Genomic DNA, 25,098 nt, shown 5'->3' with positions numbered 1-25,098 from the left:
CCCGCCCGGCCGCACCCCGCGAGGGCGGTGCGCCACACCGCTCGCGGGGCGGGTCGGCCCAGCCTGCGCCACCGCCACCTAGGGGCACCCGTAGGGGCACGCTAGGGGTTGTGACCGCCGTCCGGCGACAATTACCTTTCGTCCGGCGCGTAAGACCTGGTGGGGGGCTGAAACGCCATTTTGTCTGGCAATTCGTGGTCGGCTGAATGGGTTTGGATCTTCGCGGCTTGTGGCGTCCGTGGACGGTATTGGGTCGCTGTTTCTCTCCGACCCGAAGAGGTGGCGTCAATGGCGACTGAAGATACGCTCCGGGAGTACCTGAAATGGGTGACGGCGGACCTCCACCAGACCCGGAGGAAGCTCGGCGAGCTTGAGGCGGCCAACCGCGAGCCGATCGCCATCGTCGGCATGGCCTGCCGCTTCCCGGGCGGGGTGGCCTCGCCCGAGGAACTGTGGGAGCTCGTCGACTCCCGCCGCGACGCCTACTCCGCGTTCCCCGCCGACCGCGGCTGGGACCTGGCACGGCTGTTCCACCCGGACCCCGACCACCCCGGCACGTCGTACGTGGCCGAGGGCGGCTTCGTCGACTCCGCCACCGAGTTCGACGCCGCGTTCTTCGGCATCTCGCCGCGCGAGGCGCTGGCCATGGACCCCCAGCAGCGGCTGCTGCTCGAGACGTCGTGGGAGGCGTTCGAGCACGCCGGCATCGACCCCTCGACGCTGCGCGGCCACCAGGTCGGGGTGTTCGCCAGCACCACCGGCCAGGACTACGTGGGGCTGCTCCAGCAGCCGCCACCAGGCACCGAGGGCTACATCCTCACCGGCACCGCGGCCAGCGTCGTGTCCGGCCGGATCTCGTACGCGCTCGGCATCGAGGGCCCCGCCGTCACCGTCGACACCGCCTGCTCGTCGTCGCTGGTCGCGCTGCACCTGGCCTGCCAGGCGCTGCGGCAGGGCGAGTGCACCCTGGCACTGGCCGGTGGGGCCACCGTCATGTCCACCCCGTCCGCCTTCATCGGCTTCAGCCGCCAGCGTGGCCTGGCCATGGACGGCCGGGTCAAGTCGTTCGCAGCCGCCGCCGACGGCACCGCCTGGGGCGAGGGGGCCGGCCTTTTGCTCGTCGAGCGGCTCTCCGACGCCCGCCGCAACGGCCACCCCGTCCTCGCGGTCGTACGCGGCAGCGCGGTCAATCAGGACGGCGCGAGCAACGGTCTGACCGCCCCCAACGGCCCGTCCCAGCAGCGGGTCGTGCTCCAGGCGCTGGCCAGCGCCCGGCTCGCGCCCGAGCAGGTCGACGTGGTGGAGGCGCACGGCACCGGCACCACCCTCGGCGACCCGATCGAGGCGCAGGCGCTGCTGTCGACGTACGGGCAGGGCCGGCCGGCCGACCGGCCGCTCTGGCTCGGCTCGGTGAAGTCGAACATCGGCCACACCCAGGCCGCCGCCGGCGTGGCCGGCGTGATCAAGATGGTGATGGCGATGCGGCACGACACCGTGCCCGCCACCCTGCACGTCGACGAGCCGACGCCCAACGTGGACTGGACGGCCGGCGCGGTGTCGCTGGCAACCGAGCCGCAGCCGTGGCCCGCCGGGGAACAGCCCCGCCGCGCGGGCATCTCCTCCTTCGGCATGAGCGGCACCAACGCCCACGTGATCATCGAGGAGGCGCCCGCCGCCGACCCGGCCCCGGCGGACGCCCCGGACGGCCCCGCCGCCGCGACCGATCCGGTCACCGTGCCCGTCACCGCCCCGGTCGACGGTGCCGGCCTGGTGCCGGTGCTGGTCTCCGCCCGCGACGCCGCGTCGCTGACCGCGCAGGCCACCCGCTGGGCCGACTGGCTCGACGAGCGCCCCGAGCCGCGGCTGACCGATGTCGGCTGGTCGTCGGCGAGCACCCGGGCCAGCCTCGAGCACCGCGCCGTGCTGCTCGCCGGCGACCGCGCCGACCTGACCGCCGCCCTGCGCGCGCTGGCCGCGGGCGGCGACGCCCCGGGCCTGGTCACCGGTGCGGGCCCGCGCGGCGGCAAGCTCGCGTTCCTCTTCTCCGGCCAGGGCGCGCAGCGCAGCGGCATGGGCCGCGAGCTGGCCGCCGCGTTCCCCGTCTTCGACCGGGCGCTGGCCGAGGTCTGCGCCGAGCTGGACCGGCACCTGCCCCGCCCGCTCGCCCCGGTGCTCTTCGCGCCCGAAGGCGACGAGGCCGGCGGGCTGCTCAACCAGACCCTCTACACCCAGGCCGGCCTGTTCGCCGTCGAGGTCGCGCTGTTCCGGCTCCTGGAGAGCTGGGGGATCGTCCCGGACATGCTGCTCGGCCACTCGATCGGCGAGCTCTCCGCCGCGCACGCGGCCGGTGTGCTGTCGCTTCCCGACGCCGCCACGCTGGTGGCTGCCAGGGGCCGGCTGATGCAGGCCCTGCCGGCCGGCGGCGCGATGCTGGCCGTCCAGCTCCCCGCCGACGCCGTCCGAGCCGCCCTGGCCGGCGTCGAGGACGCCGTCGCCGTCGCCGCCGTCAACGGGCCCACCGCCGTCGTCGTCTCCGGCACCGCAGTCGTCGTCGAGGAACTCGAACGCCGCTGGGCCGACCAGGGCGTACGTACCAGGCCGCTGCGGGTCAGCCACGCCTTCCACAGCCCGCTGATGGAACCGATGCTCGCCGAGTTCGCCGCCGTGGTGCGCCGGCTGGAGCTGCGACCGCCGGCGCTGCCGATCGTGTCGAACCTGACCGGTGCCGTCGCCGACGCCGACGAGATCCGCACCGCCGAGTACTGGGTGCGGCACGTGCGGGAGGCGGTCCGCTTCGCCGACGGCGTCGAGCAGCTGCGGGCCCTGGGCGTGCGTACGTTCCTGGAGGTCGGCCCCAGCGGGGTGCTCACCGCGCTGGTCCGCGACGTCCTGGCCGACGACGAGACCGCCGCCGTGGCGCTGCTGCGCCGCGACCGCCCCGAGCCCACATCGGCGCTCACCGCCCTCGCCGAGCTGCACGTCGGCGGGGTGGAGGTCGCCTGGACGCGGCTGTACGCGGGCGCCGAGACCGCGCGGGTGCCGCTGCCCGGGTACGCCTTCCGCCGCCAGCGCTTCTGGCCCGAGCCGCCACCCGCCGGCCCCGACACCGCCTCCGCCGACGGCGACGACGAGTTCTGGGCCGCCCTGGAGCAGGCGGACGTCGACACGCTGCGCGGCGAGCTGGGCGACGACGACGAGCAGGTGCGGGCGCTGCTGCCGGCCCTGCCCGTGCTGTCCTCCTGGCGCCGGTCCCGACGGGAACGCTCCCTCGTGGACGGCTGGTCGTACCAGGTGAGCTGGCAGCCCGTGCCGGTCGGGGACGGCGACGCCCCGGCGGGCCGGTGGCTGGTCGTGCTGCCCGCCGAGGACGCGCCGGCGTGGGCCGACGGCCTGGCCGGGCTCTTCGGCGACGCCGAGCCGCTGGTGCTGCGCGTCGGCGCCGCGGACCTGGACCGCGCGGCGCTCGCCGCCCGGCTCCGGGTGCTGACCGGCGGCCGCGCTGTCGACGGCGTGCTCGCCGTCGTCGCCGGCCAGGACCGGCTGCTGCCCGGGCACCCCGGCGTGACCCTCGCCGCCGCCGGCACCCTCGCCCTCGTCCAGGCGATGACCGACCTGGACCTGGTGGCGCCGCTGTGGTGCGTCACCAGCGGCGCGGTGGCGGCGGCCCCGGGCGACCGGGTCACGCACCCGCTGCAGACCGAGGTCTGGGGCCTCGGCCGCGCGGCGGCTGTCGAGCAACCGCACCGCTGGGGCGGCCTGGTCGACGTGCCGGCCACCGTCGACGCCGCCACCACCCGGCGGCTCGCCGCCGTGCTGGCCGGCCACGGCGGCGAGGACCAGGTGGCCGTGCGCCCCGGCGGCACCTGGGCCCGGAGGCTCACCCCGGCCCCGCCGCCGATCGACGAGAACCCGGCCGGTGACTGGTGGTCCGGCGCCGTCCTGGTCACCGGCGGCACCGGCGCCCTCGGCGGCCACGTCACCCGCTGGCTGCTCGACCGGGGCGCCGGGCGGGTGGTCCTGGCCAGCCGCCGGGGCGCCGCCGCCCCCGCCGTGGCGGACCTGCTCGACCGGTACGGCGCCGACGGGCGGGTCACCGCCGCCACCTGCGACGTCACCGACCGGCGGTCCGTGGCGGACCTGGTCGGCTCGCTGCCCGACCTGACGGCGGTCGTGCACGCCGCCGGCACCGACCAGCTCACCCCGATCACCGACACCACCCTCGACGAGTTCTCCCACGTCGTCGCGGGCAAGGTACTCGGCGCCCTGCACCTCGACGCCTGCCTCGCCGAGCGCGACCTCGCCGCGTTCGTCATGTTCTCCTCCATCTCCGGCGTGTGGGGCAGCGCCGGGCAGTGCGCGTACGGCGCCGGCAACTCCCTGCTGGACGCCCTGGCCGTCAACCGGCGCGACCGGGGCCGGCCGGCCACCGCCGTCTCCTGGACGGCCTGGGGCGGCGCGCACGGCATGGCCGCCGAGAACGTCGCCACCGAGCAGCTCAACCGGATGGGCCTGCCGCCCGTCGATCCGGAGAAGGCGCTCGTCGCCCTCGACCGGGCGCTGCGGCGGCCCACGCCCTGCGTGACCGTCGCCGACGTCGACTGGAGCCGGTTCCACCCCGCGTTCACGGTGGCCCGGCCCAGCCCGTTCCTCGGCGACCTGCCGCAGGTGCGGGCGCTCGTCGCGCAGGAGGAGGCCGCCGCGCCGGCGGACGGGGTCGCGGCGCCGCTGCGCCACCTCGCGACGCTCCCGGCGGCGGAGCAGGAGCGGGAGCTGCTGCGGCTGGTCAACGAGCAGACCGCGGCGGTGCTGGGCCACGCCACCCCCGACGAGCTGCGCGGGCGCCCGTTCAAGGACCTCGGCTTCGACTCGCTGACCGCCGTGGACTTCCGGGGGCGGCTGAACGCGGCCACCGGCCTGCGGCTGCCCACCACGCTGGTCTTCGACTACCCGACCCCCGCCGAGCTGGCCGCGCACCTGCGCGAGCTGGTCTCCGGCGCCGCCCCGGCCGACGCCCCGCAGGCCGTCGTCGTCGACGCCGACGAGCCCGTCGCGATCGTCGGCATGGCCTGCCGCTACCCCGGGGGCGTCGACGGGCCGGAGGCGTTCTGGCGGCTGGTCGCCGACGGCGTGGACGCCATCTCGCTGTTCCCCACCGACCGGGGCTGGGAGATCCCCGAGCCGGCCGAGGGGACGCACCCGCCGGCGGGCGGCTTCCTCCACGACGTGGCGGACTTCGACCCCGCGTTCTTCGAGATCTCGCCCCGCGAGGCCCTCGCCATGGACCCGCAGCAGCGGCTCACCCTGGAGACGTCCTGGGAGGCGCTGGAGCGGGCCGGGGTGGACCCGGCGTCGCTGCGGGGCACCCGTACGGGCGTCTTCGTGGGCGCCTCCACCTCCGGCTACGGCACGGGGCTGACCGAGGTACCCGAGGGCGTCGAGGGCTATCTGATGACGGGCGCCGCGCACAGCGTCATCTCCGGCCGGGTCGCGTACGCCCTCGGGCTGGAGGGCCCCGCCGTCACCGTCGACACGGCCTGCTCCTCGTCCCTGGTGGCGCTGCACCTCGCCGGGGCGGCGCTGCGGCGCGGCGAGTGCGACCTGGCGCTGGCCGGCGGCGTGGCCGTGATGGCCACCCCGACGGCGTTCCAGGAGTTCTCCCGCCAGGGCGGACTCGCGTCCGACGGGCGGTGCAAGTCCTTCGCCGCGACGGCGGACGGCACCGGCTGGTCCGAGGGCGTCGGCATGCTGCTCGTGCAGCGGCTCTCCGACGCCCGGCGGCAGGGCCGCCGCGTCCTCGCCGTGGTACGCGGCTCCGCCGTCAACTCCGACGGCGCGTCGAACGGGCTGACCGCCCCCAACGGCCCCTCCCAGCAGCGGGTGATCCGACAGGCGCTGGCCGGCGCCGGGCTGGCAGTCACCGACGTGGACGTCGTCGAGGCGCACGGTACCGGCACCGTCCTCGGTGACCCGATCGAGGCGCAGGCGCTGCTGGCGACGTACGGGCAGGACCGGGGCGACGCCGGCCCGCTGCTGCTGGGCTCGGTCAAGTCGAACATGGGCCACGCGCAGGCCGCCGCCGGTGTGGCCGGCGTGATCAAGATGGTGCTGGCGATGCGGGAGGGCACCGTACCGGCGACGCTGCACGTGGACGAGCCGTCGCCGCACATCGACTGGTCGGCCGGCGACGTGGAGCTGGTGACCCGGTCCCGGCCGTGGCCGGCCGCCGATCGGCCCCGCCGCGCGGCGGTCTCCTCGTTCGGTATCTCCGGCACGAACGCCCACGTGGTCGTCGAGCTGCCCGCCGACGCCGAGGCGGCCGACGCGCCGATGCCGCCGCCGGCCGCTGCGGCGGGGGAACGCCCCGCCGGGCTGCTCACCGCCGACGTGGTGGCCTGGCCCGTCTCGGCCCGCTCCACCTCGGCCCTGGCCGCGCAGGCGTCCCGGCTGGCCCGGCACCTGCGCGCGCACCCCGGCCTCGCCCCGGCGGCGGTCGGCTGGTCGCTCGCCGCGACCCGCTCGGCGTTCGACCGGCGTGCCGCCGTGCTCGGCGCGACCCCCGGCGAACTGCTGGCCGGCCTGGACGCGCTCGCCGCCGGCACCCCGGCCGGCAACGTCGTGACCGGCACCGTCGCCAACCACGGCGCGGGACCGGTGTTCGTCTTCCCGGGCGCCGCCCCGGCGGGCGCGGTGGCCGCACTGGTGGGCCGCTGCCCGGTCTTCGACGACACCCTCGCCGAGTGCCGGCAGGCCCTCGCGCCCTGGGTCGACGTCGATCCGGCCGCCCTGCTCACCGGCGCGGACGCTGCCTGGGCCGACCGGCCGGAGCTGGCCCGGCCCGTCCGGTTCGCCGTCGGCGTGGCGCTCGCCGCCGTCTGGCGGCACGCCGGTGTCACCCCCGCCGCTGTCGTCGGCACCGGCGACGGCGAGGTCGTGGCCGCGTACGTGGCGGGCCTGCTGTCCCTGCCCGACGCCGCCCGCACGGTGGCGATGCGGGCCCGCGCCGCCGCCGGCGGCCTGGACCACGACGGCCTCCGCGCCGCCCTGGCGGGGCTCGCGCCGCAGCCCGGGACCGCCCGGCTGGCCTCCACTGTCACCGGGGACTGGGCCGACGCGGCGGGCCTCGGCGTCGACCACTGGACCGACCCGGCCACCCTGGGCACCGACCCGGCCACCCCCGGCGCGGCCCCGGCCGTCCCCGGCGCCGGGGACGGGGGGCCGGAGCGGCTCGACGCCGCCCTGCGTGCCGCCGTCGCGGCCGGACACCTGACCTTCGTGGAGGTCTCGCCGGAGCCGGCACTGGCTGCCGGGATCGCCGCCGCGCTCGACGCCGCCGGCACCCCCGGACACGTCCTGGACACCCTCGGCGGCTCGGCCGACGCCGCCACGCGGCTGCTGACCGGCCTCGCCACCGCGCACGCCCTCGGCCTGCCGGTGGAGCACCGCCGCCTGCTGCCCGAGTCCGAACCGGTGGACCTGCCCACGTACGCCTTCGACCGGCACCGCTACTGGCTGGAGCGCACCGGCGCGCACCGCTCCGTCCTGCCCGCCGTGGGCCTCGACGTGGTGGACCACCCGCTGCTCAGCGCGGTGGCCGACCTGCCCGGCGACGAGGGCCTGCTGTTCACCGGCCGGATCACCCTCACCACCCACCCCTGGCTCGCCGACCACGCCGTGCTGGGCACGGTGCTGCTGCCCGGGACGGCCCTGGTGGAGCTCGCGTCCTGGACCGGCCGGCAGGCCGGCTCGGCGACCGTCGCCGAGCTGAACCTGGAGGCGCCCCTGGCGATCCCCACCGAGGGAGGAATCGACCTGCGGGTACGCGTCGGCCCGCCGGACGAGACCGGGCACCGGCCCGTCGCCATTCACACCCGGCGCGACGACGACACCGCGGCCGACGGTTCCCGGCCCTGGCAGCGGCACGCCTCCGGGCAACTCGCCGACACCGCCGACCCGGACCCCGCGCCGGCCGCCGTGTGGCCGCCGGCCGACGCCGAGCCGATCGCCCTCGACGGGCTCTACGCCCGGCTCGCCGCCCAGGGCTACCACTACGGCCCCACCTTCCGGGCGCTGCGTGCCGCCTGGCGCTCGGGCCGGGACATCCTCGCCGAGGTCGCCCTGGACGCCGACGCGTCCACCGACACCACGGCGTTCTCGGTGCACCCGGCCCTGATGGACGCGGCGCTGCACGCCATCGGCGCCAGCGCCACGGCCGACGACCCGGCCGGCGACCCCGCCAGCGGCGCGTCGGGCACCGAGGGCGGCCCCGGCATCCGCCCCGGCCTGCCGTTCACCTGGTCGGGCGTCACCATCCGGCCCACCCGTGCCCGCGAGCTGCGGATCCGGCTGCGCGCCACCGACGCCGTCTCCGTGGCCCTGACCGTCACCGACACGGGCGCGACCCCGGTCGCCTCCGTCGACGGTCTGGTCCTGCGGCCCATCTCCGGCGAGCAGCTCAGCGCCGCCCGCCGCTCCGTCAGCCGGTCCCTGCACCGCCTCGACTGGCTCGCCCCCACCACCGGCCGCGCGGACACCGCCTCCCGGCTGGTCGTCCTCGGCGCCGACTGGTCCGGCGCCGACCGGCACCCGGACCTGTCGACGCTGGTCGCCGACGTACGCGCCGGCGCCGCCGCGCCCGACGCGGTGGTGGTGACCTGCGCCGGAGCCGCCGCCGACGAGCCGCACCCGGCCGCCCAGGCGCACCGGGTCGCCCACCGGATGCTCGCACTGGCCCAGCAGTGGCTCGCCGAGGAGGCCCTGACCGCCGCCCGGCTGGTGGTGGTCACCCGCGGCGCGGTCCGGGTCGACCCGGACGAGCGGATCGCCGACGTGCCGGCCGCCACCGCCTGGGGCCTGCTGCGCTCCGCCCAGTCGGAGAACCCCGACCGGATCGTGCTCCTCGACATCGACGACGACGCCCCGGCCGCCGCGCTGCTGCCGGCCGCCCTCGCCACGGGCGAACCCCAGCTCGCCGTACGCGCCGGGCAGCTCCGGGTGCCCCGGCTGACCCGCCTCGGGCCGCCCCCGGCCGAGGCGTCCGGCCCCGACCTGGCCGCCGGCACCGTCCTGGTGACCGGGGCGACCGGCCTGCTCGGGCGGCTCGTGGCACGCCGGCTCGTCACCCGGCACGACGTACGGCACCTGCTGCTGGTCAGCCGCAGCGGAGCGGACGCCCCGGGCGTCGCCGCGCTGGTCGACGAGCTGGCCGGACTGGGCGCCACCGTCCGGGTGGCCGCCTGCGACGTCACCGACCGCGACGCGCTCGCCCTGCTGGTCGACCAGCTCCCCGCCGACCTGCCACTGACCGGCGTGGTGCACGCCGCCGGGGTGCTCGACGACGGTGTCCTGCCGGCGCTCACCCCGGAGCGCTTCGACACCGTGCTGCGACCCAAGGTCGACGCGGCCTGGCACCTGCACGAGCTGACCGAGAAGCTGGACCTGGCCGCGTTCGTGCTCTTCTCCTCGGCGGCCGGCCTCTTCGGCGGCCCCGGGCAGGCCAACCACGCGGCGGCGAACTGCTTCCTCGACGCCCTCGCCCAGCACCGGCACGACCGGGGACTCCCGGCGCTCTCGCTGGCGTGGGGCCCGTGGGTCAACGACACCGGCGACGGGCAGACCGGGCACGTCGACGAGGCCCGGATGAACCGGGGCGGCTTTGTGCCGCTCGGCGCCGAGGAGGGCATGGACCTGTTCAGCGAGGCCCTGCGCTTCGCCGAGCCGGTGGTCGTACCGGTCGACCTGGACCTCGCGTTGATCGGCCGGCACGGGCCGGCGGCGGTGCCGCCGGTGCTGCGGTCGCTGGTGCGGCCGGCGGCGACCGGCGCGGCCCGGGCCGCCGAGCGGAACCCGGCCGAGGCGCTGCGGGAGACCCTCGCCGCCACGGCGGAGGCCGACCGCGACCAGGTGCTCTCCGACCTGGTGCGGACCCACGCCGCCGCCGTCCTCGGCTACGCGTCGATCCGCTCGATCGATGCCGAGCGCGGCTTCGTCGAGCTGGGCTTCGACTCGCTGACCGCTGTCGAGTTCCGCAACCGGCTCAACGCGGCCACCGGCCTGCGGCTGCCCTCCACGCTGATCTACGACCGGCCGACCACGGCCGCGCTCGTCGAGTACCTGCGCGGCGCGCTGCTGGCGGAGCGCAGCACGTCCGCGCTGACGGTGCTCGGCGAGCTGAACAAGCTGGAGCACGCCATGCGCGCGGTGTCCACCGGCGACACCGACCGGGCCGCCGTCGGCGTCCGGCTGCGCGAACTGCTCTCCCTGTGGACCTACACCGAGGCCGGTGCGGACTCCGCCGCCGACGAGGGCACCAGCCTCGAGTCGGCCTCCGCCGAGGAGATCTTCAGCCTGCTGGACGAAGAGTTCGGCTCGGCCTGATCCGGCATGTCGCACACCTCGAACCCCGATACGGAGTGGCCCGATGCCCACTGAGGCAGAGTTCCTCGACTACCTCCGGCGTGCCACTGCCGACCTGCGCGACGCGCGCCGGCGGGTACGCGAGGTGGAGGCCAAGGACCGCGAGCCGATGGCCGTCATCGGCATGGCGTGCCGGTTCCCGGGCGGGGTGTCCAGCCCGGCCGAGCTGTGGGACCTCGTCGACCGGGGCGGCGACGGGGTGGGCGACTTCCCGACCGACCGGGGCTGGGACCTGGAGCGCCTCTTCAACGTCGACCCGGACAACCCGGGCACGTCGACCAGCAACCAGGGCGGCTTCCTCTACGACGCGCCACAGTTCGACCCGGGCTTCTTCGGCATCAGCCCCCGCGAGGCCCTGGCGATGGACCCGCACCAGCGGCTGCTGCTGGAGACCTCCTGGGAGGCGTTCGAGCACGCCGGCATCGACCCGCAGGCGCTGCGTGGCAGCCGGACCGGCGTCTTCGCCGGGGTCATGTACCACGACTACGCGTCGCGGGTGCTGGACCTGCCCGACGGCGTCGAGGGCTACATCGGCACCGGCAACTCCGGCAGCGTGGTGTCCGGCCGGGTGGCGTACACCTTCGGGCTGGAGGGCCCGGCCGTCACTGTGGACACGGCATGCTCGTCGTCGCTGGTCGCCGTGCACCTCGCGACGCAGGCGCTGCGCCAGCGGGACTGCGACTTCGCGCTCGCCGGCGGTGTGACGGTCATGTCCACCCCGGGCACCTTCGCCGACTTCTCCCGCCAGCGGGGCCTGGCCTCCGACGGCCGGTGCAAGTCGTTCGCCGCCGCCGCCGACGGCACCGGCTGGTCCGAGGGCGTCGGCGTGCTGCTCCTGCAACGGCTCTCCGACGCCCGCCGCGACGGCCGGCGCATCCTCGCCGTCGTCCGGGGCAGCGCGGTCAACCAGGACGGCGCCAGCAGCGGACTCACCGCCCCCAACGGCCCGTCGCAGGAGCGGGTGATCCGGCAGGCCCTCGCCAACGCCCGGCTCTCGCCGGCCGACGTCGACGTGGTCGAGGCGCACGGTACCGGCACCACCCTCGGCGACCCCATCGAGGCGCAGGCGCTGCTGGCCACGTACGGGCAGGACCGGGGCGACGGCGGGCCGCTCTGGCTGGGCTCGGTCAAGTCGAACCTGGGTCACACCCAGGCCGCCGCGGGCGCCGCCGGCCTGATCAAGATGATCGAGGCGATCCGCCACCGCACCATGCCCGCCACCCTGCACGTCGACGAGCCGTCCCCGCACATCGACTGGTCCGCCGGGCAGGTCTCGCTGCTGACCGAGGCGCGCGCGTGGTCGGCCACCGACCGGCCGCGCCGGGCTGCCGTGTCGTCCTTCGGCATCAGCGGTACGAACGCGCACGTCATCCTGGAGGAGGCGCCCGGCGACGACGCCCCGTCCACCGACGAGGCACCCTCCGCCGTCGACGCGCCGGTCGCGCTCCCGCTCGCCCCGGTGTTCCTCTCCGCCCGTACGCCCGAGGCGCTCGCGGGGCAGGCCGGCCGCTGGGCCGACCACCTCGCCCGCGTCGACGCCCCACGTCCGGTGGACGTCGCGGTCTCCTCGGTCAGCCGCGCGGGGCTCGAACACCGCGCGGTCGTCCTGGCCGGCGACGCGGACGACCTGCTCGCCGGGCTGCGGGCCCTCGCCGCGGGCGAGCCGACCGGCGCCGTCACCACCGGCGCGTCGGCCCCGCGTGGCCGGGTGGCCGTCCTCTTCTCCGGCCAAGGCGCGCAGCGCGCCGGTATGGGTCGCGGGTTGTACGGGGCGTTCCCGGTGTTCGCCGCGGCTCTGGACGAGGTGTGCGGTCACCTGGATCCGTTGTTGCCGCGTCCGTTGCGTGAGGTGCTGTTCGCCGCGGCGGGCACGCCCGGGGCGGGGTTGCTGGATCAGACGGTGTTCACGCAGGCGGGGCTGTTCGCGGTCGAGGTGGCGTTGTTCCGGCTGGTCGAGTCGTTGGGTGTGGTGCCGGACCTGGTGGCCGGGCACTCCATCGGTGAGATCGCGGCGGCGCACGTGGCGGGTGTGTTGTCCCTGGCCGACGCGTGTGCGCTGGTCGCGGCGCGGGGTCGGCTGATGCAGGCGTTGCCGGCCGGCGGCGGCATGCTCGCCGTGGCCGCCGACGAGGCCGCCGTCGCCGCGTCCCTGGCGGGGCTGCCCGGCCAGCTCGACCTGGCCGCTGTCAACGGCCCCGCCGCCGTGGTGGTCGCGGGCGACGTCGAGGCGCTCGACGAGGTGCAGCGGGTGTGGTCCGAGCGGGGTGTGCAGACCCGCCGCCTGCGGGTGAGCCACGCCTTCCACAGCGCCCGGATGGACCCGATGCTGGCCGAGTTCGCGGCCGTCGCCGAGGGACTGACGTTCCGGCCGCCGACGATCCCCGTGGTGTCGAACCTGACCGGCCGCGTCGCCGACGCCGACCAGCTCTGCGACCCGGGCTACTGGGTGCGCCACGTACGCGGCACCGTGCGCTTCGCCGACGCCGTCGACTGCCTGCGCGCCGAGGAGGTCGACACCTACCTGGAGGTGGGACCGAACGGCGTCCTCACCGCCATGACGCAGAACTGCCTCGCCGAGCGCGCGGAGGACGAGCCGGCGCCCCTGCTGGTGCCGGTGTCGCGCCACGACCGGCCTGAGCCGCAGGCCCTCCTGGAGGCCCTCGCGTCGCTGCACGTGCACGGCCGCGCCGTCGCCTGGGCGGGCCTGCTCGACCGGGCCGGCGGCCGGCACGTCGACCTGCCGACGTACGCCTTCGAGCACCAGCGCTACTGGCTGGAGCCGGCGGGCCGCTGGACGGACGTCTCCGGTGCCGGCCTCGGCGCGGCCGGGCACCCGCTGCTCGGCGCGGCCGTCTCCGTGGCGGGCGAGGACATGGTGGTGCTGACCGGTCGCCTCTCGACGTCGACGCACGCGTGGCTCGCCGACCACGTCGTTTCCGGCGTGGTGATCGTGCCGGGCACCGCCCTCGTGGAACTGGCCGTGCGGGCGGGTGACGAGGTGGGTGCGTCGCGGGTGCGGGAGTTGACCGTGGCTGCGCCGCTGGTGTTGCCGCAGGCGGGTGCGGTGCGGGTGCAGGTACGCGTCGGCGCCGCCGACGAGGCCGGCATCCGCGTCGTGGCCGTGCACTCCCAGTCCGAGGGTGATCCCGAGGCGGAGTGGGTTTCGCACGCGGAGGGTGTGCTGGAGCCGGCGTCGGCCGACGAGCCGGGCGTGGGGGAGTGGCCGCCGGTCGACGGCGTCGAGGTGGACGTCACGGGCTGGTACCCGACCCTGGCGGAGCGTGGCCTGTCGTACGGGCCGGTGTTCCGGGGGTTGCGCCGGGTGTGGACCGTCGGCGAGGACGTGTACGCCGAGGTGGTGCTGCCGGACGAGGTGGCCGGTGACGCTGCGGGGTTCGGCGTGCACCCGGCGCTGCTGGACGCCGCGCTGCATCCGATCGGGTTGCTGCCCGGCTCGGAGGGCTCGGGTGGGGCGCGGGTGCCGTTCGCGTTCGAGGGTGTGCAGGTGTGGGCCTCGGGTGCGCGGGTGCTGCGGGTGCGGCTCACGCGTGCGGGTTCGGCGGTGCGCCTGGTCGCGTGCGACGAGTCGGGCGCGGCCGTGGTGTCGGTGGACACCCTCGCCCTGCGCGAGCTGACCGGGGTGTCGTCGTCCCCGGACGCGTCGGCCCGGTCGCTGTTCGAGGTCGCCTGGCAGGCCCAGGAGGTCGCCCCGGCCGGGGACGCCTCCGGGTGGGCGCTGCTGGGCTCGCCCGCCGCCGACCTGCCGGCCGTCGCTGAGCTGCCGGTGTACGCCGACGTCGAGGCGGTCGCCGTGGCGTCGGCTGTGGCGCCGCGTCTGTTGCTGGTGCCGGTGGGTGGCCTGCGCCGGGACCTGCACGTCGAGACGGAACCTGCTTCGGTCCCCGGTGAGATGCACGCCGCCGTCGACAATGGCCCCGAGTCGGTGCGGGCGGCGACGTCGCAGGTGCTGGCGACGGTGCGGTCCTGGCTGGCGGCCGACGCGCTGGCGGAGTCGCGGTTGGTCGTGGTGACCCGGGGTGCGGTGTCGATCGGGGACGGAGACCGGGTCACCGACCTGGCCGCAGCGGCGGTCTGGGGTCTGCTGCGTTCGGCGCAGTCGGAGCATCCGGGTCGCATCGTCCTGGCGGATGTCGACGGTGACGCGGACGCCGGGCTGCTGGCTGTGCTGAGTTCCGTGGCCGACGAGCCGGTGACGTTCGGTGGTCAGGTCGCGGTGCGCTCGGGTGAGGTGTTCGTGCCGCGTCTGGTGCGTGCGGTAGCGCCCTCGTCGGCGGACGGTGCCGTGGTGGGTGACGGTGCGGTGCTGGTGACCGGCGGTACGGGTGCGTTGGGCGCGCTGGTGGCGGAGCATCTGGTGTCGGCGTACGGCGTGCGGTCGCTGGTGCTGGTGTCGCGTCGTGGCCCGGAGGCTGCGGGTGCGGGTGAGTTGTCGGAGCGGCTGACCGCGCTGGGTGCGTCGGTGCGGGTGGTCGCCTGCGACGTGACGGACCGGGACCAGGTGTTCGGCCTGGTGGCTGAAGTCGCCGCTGGGGGCCGGTTGGCCGGTGTGGTGCACACCGCCGGTGTCCTGGACGACGGGGTGATCGAGCGGGTCACCGAGGAGCGTCTGGCAAGGGTGCTGGCGCCGAAGGTGTCGGCGGGTTGGTTGTTGCACGAGGCGACGGCGGGTCTTGATCTGGATCTGTTCGTGGTGTTCTCGTCGGTTGCTGGTGTGCTGGGTTCGCCGGGTCAGTCGGCGTACGCGGCGGGCAACGCGTTCCTGGACGGGTTGGCGGTGTGGCGGCGGCAGCTCGGGTTGCCTGCCGTCAGCCTGGCGTGGGGCATGTGGGACACCCCCGGCATGGCCGCGTCCCTCGACGAGGCGGACCGGGCGCGATCGACCCGGGGCGGCATCACCGCGATGAGCGCCGAGACCGGGCTGCGCCTGTTCGACGCCGCCCTGACCGCCGGCCGGCCGGCCCTGGTGCCCGCCGTGATCGACCTGGCCGCCCTCCGGGCCGCGGCCGGCGCCGGCCTGGTGCCGCCGATGCTCCGCAACCTGGTCGGTACGACCACGACCCGCCGCCAGGCGGGACAGGGCACCACCTGGGCGACCCGCATCGGGGGCCTGACCGCCGACGAGGCGCGCGCCCAGCTCGACGTGCTGGTACGCGGCCTCGTCGCGCAGGTGCTCGGGCACGGCGGGGCGGAAGCCGTGCCCGCCGACCGGGCGTTCCGCGAGCTGGGCTTCGACTCGCTGACCGCCGTCGACCTGCGTAACCGCGTGAACGCGGCCACCGGCCTGCGGCTGCCCTCGACGCTCGTATTCGACTACCCGACGCCGCAGGCGCTCGCCGCCCATGTGCACGCCGAACTGGCCGGCGCCGCAGGTGGCCCCGCCGCGCCGGGCGCGCGGACCACCACCCGCGCCGACGAGCCGATCGCGATCGTGGGCATGGCCTGCCGCTACCCGGGCGGGGTGGAATCCCCCGACGAACTGTGGGCGCTGCTGGCCGGCGGCGGCGAGGGGATCTCCGAGTTCCCGGCGGATCGCGGTTGGGATCTGGAGTCGCTGTTCGATCCGGATCCGGGGCGTAGCGGTACGTCGTACACGCGGCGTGGTGGTTTCTTGTATGGGGCTGCGGAGTTCGACCCGGGCTTTTTCGGTATTTCGCCGCGTGAGGCCCTGGCGATGGATCCGCAGCAGCGGTTGCTGTTGGAGGCGTCGTGGGAGTCGTTCGAGTCGGCTGGGCTTGATCCGCAGCGGTTGCGGGGCAGCCGGACCGGTGTGTTCGCGGGTGTGATGTATCACGACTATGCGTCGCACCTCATGGGGTTGGCCGATGAGGTGGAGGGCTACGTCGGTACGGGTACGTCGGGCAGCGTGTTGTCGGGTCGGGTGGCGTACACGTTCGGCTTGGAGGGCCCGGCGGTCACTGTCGACACGGCGTGCTCGTCGTCGCTGGTGGCGCTGCACCTCGCGGCGCAGGCACTGCGCAGCGGCGAGTGTGATCTGGCGTTGGCCGGTGGCGTGACGGTGATGGCCACGCCTGGCACGTTCATCGAGTTCTCCCGCCAGCGTGGTCTGTCGGCCGACGGTCGGTGTAAGTCGTTCGCGGCGTCGGCGGATGGCACGGGCTGGTCCGAGGGCGTCGGCGTGCTGCTGGTGCAACGACTCTCCGACGCGCAGCGGGAGGGCCGGCGCATCCACGCCGTGCTGCGGGGCACGGCGGTGAACCAGGACGGTGCGTCGAACGGTCTGACGGCGCCGAACGGTCCGTCGCAGCAGCGGGTGATCCGCCAGGCCCTCGCGAACGCCCGGCTCACCACCGCCGACGTGGACGTGGTGGAGGCGCACGGCACGGGCACGACCCTGGGCGACCCGATCGAGGCGCAGGCGTTGCTGGCGACGTACGGGCAGGAGCGTCCGCAGGATCGGCCGCTGCTGCTCGGGTCGATCAAGTCGAACATCGGGCACACGCAGGCGGCTGCCGGTGTGGCCGGTGTGATCAAGATGGTGCTGGCGATGCGGCACGGCGTCGTCCCGGCGACGCTGCACGTGGACGAGGCGTCCCCGCACGTCGACTGGTCGGCGGGGGCGGTCGCGCTGGCGACCGAGGCGATGCCGTGGCCGCGGGTGGGTCGGCCGCGTCGGGCGGGTGTGTCGTCGTTCGGCATCTCCGGCACGAACGCGCACGTGATCATCGAGCAGCCGCCCGCCGAGACGGTCGGCGCGCGGCCCACCGACCGGCCGCGCGCCGACGTCGTACCCCTCGTGCTCTCCGCCGTGGACGCCCCGGCGCTGCGCGACCAGGCGGCCCGGCTGGGCGCGCACCTCGCGGCACACCCGGAGCTGGCGCCGGCCGACGTCGCGCACGCCCTGGTCACCACCCGGGCCACGTTCGACCACCGCGCCGTCGTCCTCGGCCGCGACACCGTCGACCTGACGCGGGCCCTGGAGGCGTTCCACCTCGGCGAGGCCACCGCCGCCGTCACCGGCGTCGCGGCGCGCGCCGCCGACCCGGTCCTCGTCTTCCCCGGCCACGGCGACCCGTGGCCCGCCGCGACCGTCGAGCTGCTGGACCGGGCACCGGAGTTCGCCACCGCGATCGCCGCCTGCGAGGCGGCCCTCGCCCCCCACGTGGACTGGTCGCTCGCCTCCGTGCTGCGCGGCGCGGACGGCGCCCCCACCCCGGCCGACCCCGGGGTGGCGCCGGCCGTCCGGTGGGCCGTGGCCGTCTCGCTGGGACGCTGGTGGCGCTCCCTCGGCGTACGACCCGCCGCCGTGCTCGGGCACGCTCACGGCGCGCTCGCGGCCGCCTGCGTGGCCGGCGCGCTGTCGCTGGAGGACGCGGCGAGGACGATCGCCCTCGCCAGCCCGGCGGAGGACGGCCCGGACGCGCTGGCCGGGATCACCCTCCGGGCGGCCGACGTGCCGCTGTACTCGGCGACGACCGGCGGCCCGGTCGACACCGACGGCCTCGACGCCGCCCGGTGGTACCGGGACCTGACCACCGACGCCGACGCCGAACCGGCCGTACGCGCCCTGCTCGACGAGGGCCACCGGGTCCTCCTCGAGGCTGCCCCGGCGACCGTGCTCGCCGTCGGCATCCGCGAGAGCGCGCGGGCCGACGACGCCGTCGTGGTGGCCGCCGACGACACCGTGACCGGCGGCTGGCAGCGCATGCTGACGGTCCTCGCCGGGCTGCACGTGCACGGCGTGCCCGTCGACTGGACGGCGATCCTGGACGCCCCCACCGGCCCGCCGCTCCCGCTGCCCACGTACGCCTTCCAGCGACAGCGCTACTGGCCGCAGCCGACGGCGGCGGCCGCCCCCGCCCCCGCCGGCACCGACGAGGCGGACCGGCACTTCTGGGAGGCCGTGGAACGCGCCGACGCGTCTGCGCTGGCCGCCGCCATGCGCATCGACGAGGCCACGGTCAGCTCCCTCGACCCCGCGCTGCCGCTGCTCTCCTCCTGGCGCCGGCGCCGCCGCGACGAGTCCACCGTGGACTCGTGGCGCTACCGGGTGACCTGGAAGCCGCTGACCGTCGCGCCGGAGGCCACCCTCGCCGGCACGTGGCTACTGGTCGTGCCGGCCGCCGACGCCGAGCACCCCCTGGTCGACGGCGTCGCCCGGACGCTGGGCGAGGGCGGGGCCGAGGTCGTCCGGATCGACGTGCCGGAGACGGGCCGGCCGGTGCTGGCCGAGCGGCTGGCGCGGACCGGCGGGCCCGTCGCCGGGGTGCTCTCCCTGCTCGGCCTGGACGACGCGCCGCACCCGGCCCACCCGGTCGTCCCGGCGGGTCTCGCCGCCACGTACGCCCTGGTCCAGGCCCTCGGCGACACCGGCGTCACCGCCCCGCTGTGGTGCGCCACCGCCGGCGCGGTCTCGACCGGCCGCGCCGACCAGCTCGACCGCCCCCGCCAGGCGATGCTCTGGGGGCTCGGCCGGGTGGTCGCCCTGGAGCACCCGGACCGCTGGGGCGGACTGCTGGACCTGCCCGCCGAGCTGGACCCCCGGGACCGGGCCCGGCTCGTGGCGGTGCTGGCAGGCGTCGACGCGGAGGACCAGCTGGCGCTGCGCCCCTCCGGGGTGTTCGCCCGGCGACTGGTCCGCGCCCGCGCCGAGCGCACCGCGACGCAGGACTGGCGTCCCGCCAGCGGCGCCGTCCTGGTCACCGGCGGCCTCGGGTCCATCGGGGCCCAGGTGGCGCGCTGGCTGGCCCGCGAGGGCGTGGGTGAGCTGGTGCTGACCGGCCGCCAGGGCCCCGCCACGCCCGGCGCGGACGAGCTGGCCGACGAACTGCGCGCCGCCGGCGCCACGGTCACCGTGGCCGCCTGCGACGTCGCCGACGCGGTCGCCGTACGGGCCCTCGTCGAGCGGCTCGCCGGGCAGGGCACCCGCATCGGGGCCGTGTTCCACACCGCCGGCGTCGCCCACGCCGCGCCCGTCGCGGCCACCGACGTCGCCGACCTCGCCGACGCCCTGCGGGCCAAGGTGGCCGGCGCGGTCAACCTCGACGAGGCGTGCGGCGACGAACTGTCGGCGTTCGTGCTCTTCTCCTCCGGCGCGGGCGTCTGGGGCGGCGGGCACCAGGGCGGCTACGCCGCCGCCAACGCCTTCCTCGACGCGCTCGCCGAGGACCGGCGACGGCGCGGACGGACCGCCACCGCCGTCGCCTGGGGTGCCTGGGACGGCGGCGGCATGGTCGACGCCGAGGGCGCCGCCGACCAGATGTTCCGCTCGGGCGTCCGCGCCATGCGCCCCGACCTCGCGGTCTCCGTCCTGGCCGAGGCGCTCGACCACGGCGACACCACGCTCACCGTGGCGGACATCGCCTGGGACCGGTTCCTGCAGACCTACACGCTGGCCCGCCCTCGACCGCTGATCGCCGACATCCCCGAGGTGGCCCGGCTGCTCGCGGCCGGGCAGCGCGACGGCGGCACGCCCGACGCGGGGTCCCCGCTCCGCGGCCGGCTGGCCGGCCTCGCCGCACCGGAACGCCGTCGGGTCCTGCTCGACCTCGTACGCGTCCACGCGGCGGCGGTGCTGCGCATGTCCTCGCCGCAGGCGCTGGCGGCGGACCGGTCGTTCCGGGAGATCGGCTTCGACTCGCTCAGCGCCGTCGAGATGCGCAACCGCCTCGCCGAGGCGGTGGGACTGAACCTGCCGGCGACCCTGGTGTTCGACCGCCCGACGCCCGACGCCCTCGCGGAGCACCTGGCGGGCAGGCTCGCGGGCGACGACACCCCGGCGGCCGAGCCCGTGCGGGCCGCCACCGCGCTGGACGAGCCGATCGCCATCGTCTCGATGAGCTGCCGCTACCCCGGCGGGGTCGCCGGCCCCGAGGACCTGTGGCGACTCGTCGCCGAGGGACGCGACGGCATAGCGGAGTTCCCGACCGACCGGGGCTGGGACCTGGCAGCCATCTACGACCCCGATCCCGACCGGCCCGGCACCTCGTACGTGCGCGAGGGCGGCTTCCTCACCGACGCCGCCGGCTTCGACGCCGCCCTGTTCGGCATCTCCCCGCGCGAGGCGATGGTGATGGACCCGCAGCAACGGGTGCTGCTGGAGAGCGCCTGGGAGCTGTTCGAGCGGGCCGGCACCGCGCCCGCCGACATGCGGGAGACCAACACCGGCGTCTTCGTCGGCACCAACGGCCAGGACTACGCGACGCTGCTGATGGCCGCCCGGGTCGAGACCGAGGGCTACCAGGCCACCGGCAACGTCGCCGCCGTCATCAGCGGTCGGCTGGCGTACCACTTCGGGTTGCAGGGCCCCGCCGTCAGCGTCGACACCGCCTGCTCGTCGTCGCTGGTGGCGCTGCACCTGGCCTGCCAGTCCCTGCGGCAGGGCGAGTGCGACGTCGCGGTCGCCGGCGGCGTGACGGTGATGGCCACCCCCGGCCCGTTCCTGGAGTTCGCCCGGCAACGGGGGCTCGCCCTCGACGGCCGGTGCAAGTCGTTCGCCGGGGCCGCCGACGGCACCGGCTGGGGCGAGGGCGTCGGCTTGGTGATGTTGCAGCGGCTCTCCGACGCCCAGCGCGACGGCCGGCGGATCCTCGCCGTCGTGCGCGGCTCGGCGATGAACCAGGACGGCGCCAGCAACGGCCTGACCGCCCCCAACGGGCCCGCGCAGGAGCGGGTGATCAACCAGGCGCTGGCCAACGCGCGGCTGAGCGCCGCCGACGTGGACGCCGTCGACGGGCACGGCACCGGCACCCGGCTCGGCGACCCGATCGAGGCGCAGGCCCTGCTGGCCACGTACGGGCGGCAGCGCCCCGCCGACCGGCCGCTCTGGCTCGGCTCCGTGAAGTCGAACATCGGCCACACCCAGGCCGCCGCCGGTGTCTCCGGCGTGATCAAGATGGTGCTGGCCCTCCAGCACGACCTGCTGCCGCCCACCCTGCACGTGGACGAGCCGTCGCCGCACGTGGACTGGTCGGCCGGCGCTGTCGCGCTGCTGACCGAGGCGCAGCCGTGGCCGGACGTGGACCGGCCGCGCCGCGCCGGCGTGTCGTCGTTCGGGGTCAGCGGCACCAACGTGCACGTCATCCTCGAACAGGCGCCCGCCACGCCCCCGGCCGACACCGCCGCCCCCCGTCCGGCCAGCGCCGACGCGCCCACGACCAGCTCCAGCCGCGGCACGCTCGGCGCCGCCGACGGGACGCCGCTGCTGCCGTGGGTCGTATCGGCAGACACCGCCGACAGCCTGCGGGCGCAGGCGGCCCGGCTGGCCGACTGGCTGCCGGGCAGCGGAACGCCCGCCGCCGACGTGGCCCGGGCACTGGCCACCGGACGGTCCCCGCTGCGGCACCGCGCGGTGCTGCTCGCCGCCGACGCCGACGCCGCCCTCGCCGGCCTGCGGGCCCTGGCCGCCGGGCAGGCCCACCCCGGGCTCACCCGGGGCGCCGCCGAGCCCGGCGGCGCGCTGGCGGCGCTCTTCTCCGGCCAGGGCGCGCAGCACGCCGGGATGGGCCGACGCCTGTGGGAGACGTTCCCCGTCTTCGCGGCGACCCTCGACGAGGCGTGCCAGCACCTGGACGCGTACCTGCCGCGGCCGCTGCGCACGGTGCTGTTCGCCGAGCCCGGCACCGCCGAGGCCGACCTGCTCGACCAGACCGTCTTCACCCAGGCCGGGCTCTTCGCCGTCGAGGTGGCGCTGTTCCGGCTGCTCGAACACTGGGGGATCCGGCCCGACTTCGTGGCCGGGCACTCCGTCGGGGAGATCAGCGCGGCCCACGTCGCCGGAGTGCTCGACCTGGCCGACGCCTGCGCGCTCGTCGGCAACCGGGGGCGCCTGATGCAGGCCCTGCCACCCGGCGGCGGGATGCTCGCCGTCGCCGCGCCCGAGGTCGACGTGCTGCGGGCCCTGTCCGGCGCGCCGGGACAGCCCGCCGTCGCCGCCGTCAACGGGCCGGCCGCCGTCGTCGTCGCCGGCGCCGAGGACGTGCTGACCGAACTGGCCACCCACTTCGCCGACCTCGGCGTACGCACCAAGCGGCTGCGGGTCAGCCACGCCTTCCACAGCCCGCTGATGGAGCCCATGCTCGCCGAGTTCGCGGCCGTCGCGGCGACCCTGTCGTACGCCCCGCCGACGGTGCCGCTGGTGTCGAACCTGACCGGCACGGTCGTCGACCCCGAGCAGCTCTGCACACCCGACTACTGGGTCCGCCACGTCCGCGAGGCGGTTCGCTTCGCCGACACCGTCACCCACCTGCACTCCCACGGGGTGACCCGGTTCCTGGAGATCGGGCCGGACACCGTGCTGACCGCCCTGACCGCCGACGCGCTGCCGGTGGACGCGCCGGTCGTCGTGACCGGCGTGCAGCGGCCCGGCCAGGACGAGGTGGCCACCCTGCTCGGCGCGGTGGCCCGGCTGCACTGCCACGGCGTGCCCGTACGCTTCCCGGCACTGCTGCCCGGCGCCGCCGCCCCGGTGGACCTGCCCACGTACGCGTTCGCCCACCAGCGGTTCTGGCCGACCCTCGACGCGGCGGCGACCCACGCCCCCGCCGCCGCGCACGACGACGTCGACTCGGCGTTCTGGCGGGCCGTGGCGTCCGGCGACGGCGACGCGCTCGCCGGCCGGCTCGGCCTCGACGCGGACCGGCCGCTGCGGGAACTGCTGCCGGACCTGGACCGGTGGCGGCGCCAGCAGCAGGAGGACACCCTCGCCGGCGGCTGGCGCTACCGGATCACCTGGCGTCCGCGGGCTCTCGTCGCGGGTGCCGTCGACGGCACGTGGACCCTGGTGCACAGCGGTACGGACCAGCCGGTCGTAGACCGGCTCGCCGAACTGCTCACCGCGCGGGGCGGCACCGTGCGGCAGCTCGCCGTCGACCCGGCGACGACCGACCGGAGCACGCTCGCCGGGCAGCTCGCCGCCGCGGCGCCCACCCGGATCGTGTCGCTGCTCGCCCTCGACGAGCGGGCGCACCCCGACCGCTCGGCCGTGCCGCTGGGCCTGACCGCGAACCTGGCCCTGGTGCAGGCGGTCACGGACGCCCTGCCACCGGTGCCGCTGTGGCTGCTCACCCGGCAGGCCGTGGCCACCGGCGCCGACGACCCCGTCGCCCACCCCGCCCAGGCCACCACGTGGGGCCTCGGCCTGGTGACCGCGCTGGAACACCCCCGGCACTGGGGTGGCCTGCTGGACCTGCCCGCCACCCTGGACACCGCCGCCGCCGCCGAGGGAGTCCTGGCGGCCCTCACCGCCGCCGGCGACGAGGACCAGCTCGCGGTGCGCGACTCCGGGACGTACCTGCGGCGGCTGGAGCGCGCGCCCCGCGCCGAGGCGCCGGCCGGCTGGCAGGCGCCGGGCACCGTCCTGGTCACCGGCGGCACCGGCGCCGTCGGCCGGTACGCCGCCGGCTGGTTCGCCCGGCACGGCGCGCGGCGACTGCTGCTGGTCAGCCGGCGCGGCGCGGCGGCCCCCGGCGCGGACGAGGCGGTGGCGGAACTGGCCGCCCTCGGCGCCGAGACGCGGGTGCTGGCCTGCGACCTGGCCGACCGGGAGGCGGTCGCCGACCTGGTCCGTGGCCTGCGCGCCGACGGTGAGACCGTGCACGCCGTGGTGCACGCCGCCGGGGTGGGCCGGCTCAGCCCGGTCGTCGCCGTGACCGAGGCGGAACTCGCCGACGTCGTCTCCGGCAAGATCGCCGGCGCGCGGCACCTCGACGAGTTCCTCGACCCGGAGCCGCTCGACCTGGTCGTGCACTTCTCCTCCATCGCGGCCGTCTGGGGCGTCGGCGACCACGGGGCGTACGCCGCCGGCAACGCCTTCCTGGACGCCTGGGCGCAGTCCCGGCCGGCCGGGCGGGCCCGGCACCTCTCGGTGAACTGGGGACCGTGGGCCGGCGGCGGCATGGTGACCGACGCGCACGCGGCGGCCATGAGCCGGCGCGGGGTGTCCCTGCTCGACCGGGAACCGGCGATGGCCGCCCTGCGCGCCGGCCTCGACGGCGACGACACCGCCCTCACCGTCGCCGACATCGACTGGGAACGCTTCGCGCCGGTGTTCGCCTCCGCCCGGCCCCGGCCGCTGATCAGCGAGATCGCCGAGGTGGCCGCCCAGGCCGCGGCGGCGCGCGCCGACGCCGAGGACGGCGACCAGGTCGCCGGCGAACTGCGCAAGCGGCTCGGCGAGTTGTCGCAGGCCGAACAGGCACGGCTGCTGGTCGATCTCATCCGCACCGCCGCGGGCGAGGTCATCGGCCACGACAGCCCGTACGCCGTGGAGGCCGGGCGGCCCTTCCGGGACCTCGGCTTCGACTCGCTCACCGCCGTGGAGCTGCGGGGCCGGCTGGCCCGCTCGACCGGGCTCAGCCTGCCCAGCTCGGTGGTGTTCGACCACCCGACCCCGCAGGCGCTGGCCGAGCACCTGCGGGCCGAACTGCTCGACGAAGCGTCGGTGGAGGCGCTGCCCACCCTCGCGGAGCTGGACCAGTTGGAGGGCGCCCTCGCGCTGCGCGACCCGGACGACATCGGCCGGGTGCGGATCACGATGCGCCTGCACAGCCTGCTCGAACGGCTCGGCGCCGCCGAGGAACGCCGGGAGGACACCGCCGAGGTGGCCGGCCGGCTGCGGGCGGCCAGCAACCAGGAGCTGTTCGACCTCATCGACCAGGACCTCGGGCTCTCCTGAGCCGCCCGGGGATCTGTGGTGTCACGAGAAAG

Annotated in this window: 2 protein-coding genes; both read left to right on the top strand. The window is 76.5% G+C overall.

Annotated elements, in window-relative coordinates; all coding sequences use genetic code 11:
- Nucleotides 1–288: 288 nt before the first annotated feature.
- Nucleotides 289–10,374, top strand: coding sequence for a type I polyketide synthase (locus MicB006_RS15165; RefSeq protein WP_116506934.1), 10,086 nt, complete (start codon nt 289–291; stop codon nt 10,372–10,374).
- Between the two features lie 43 nt (nt 10,375–10,417).
- Nucleotides 10,418–25,066: a type I polyketide synthase gene (locus MicB006_RS15160; protein ID WP_116506932.1), complete on the top strand. Its 14,649-nt coding sequence runs from the start codon at nt 10,418–10,420 to the stop codon at nt 25,064–25,066.
- Nucleotides 25,067–25,098 lie beyond the last annotated feature (32 nt).

The organism is Micromonospora sp. B006 (genome assembly GCF_003408515.1).
GTDB lineage: Bacteria > Actinomycetota > Actinomycetes > Mycobacteriales > Micromonosporaceae > Micromonospora > Micromonospora echinospora_A.
Note: the sequence above shows the minus strand (reverse complement) of the source record. Positions and strands in the feature narration are given on the sequence as shown.

Coding starts and splice junctions, on each gene's coding strand:
- MicB006_RS15160 (WP_116506932.1), top strand. CDS start 10,418: ATGCCCACTGAGGCAGAGTTCCTCGACTACCTCCGGCGTGCCACTGCC.
- MicB006_RS15165 (WP_116506934.1), top strand. CDS start 289: ATGGCGACTGAAGATACGCTCCGGGAGTACCTGAAATGGGTGACGGCG.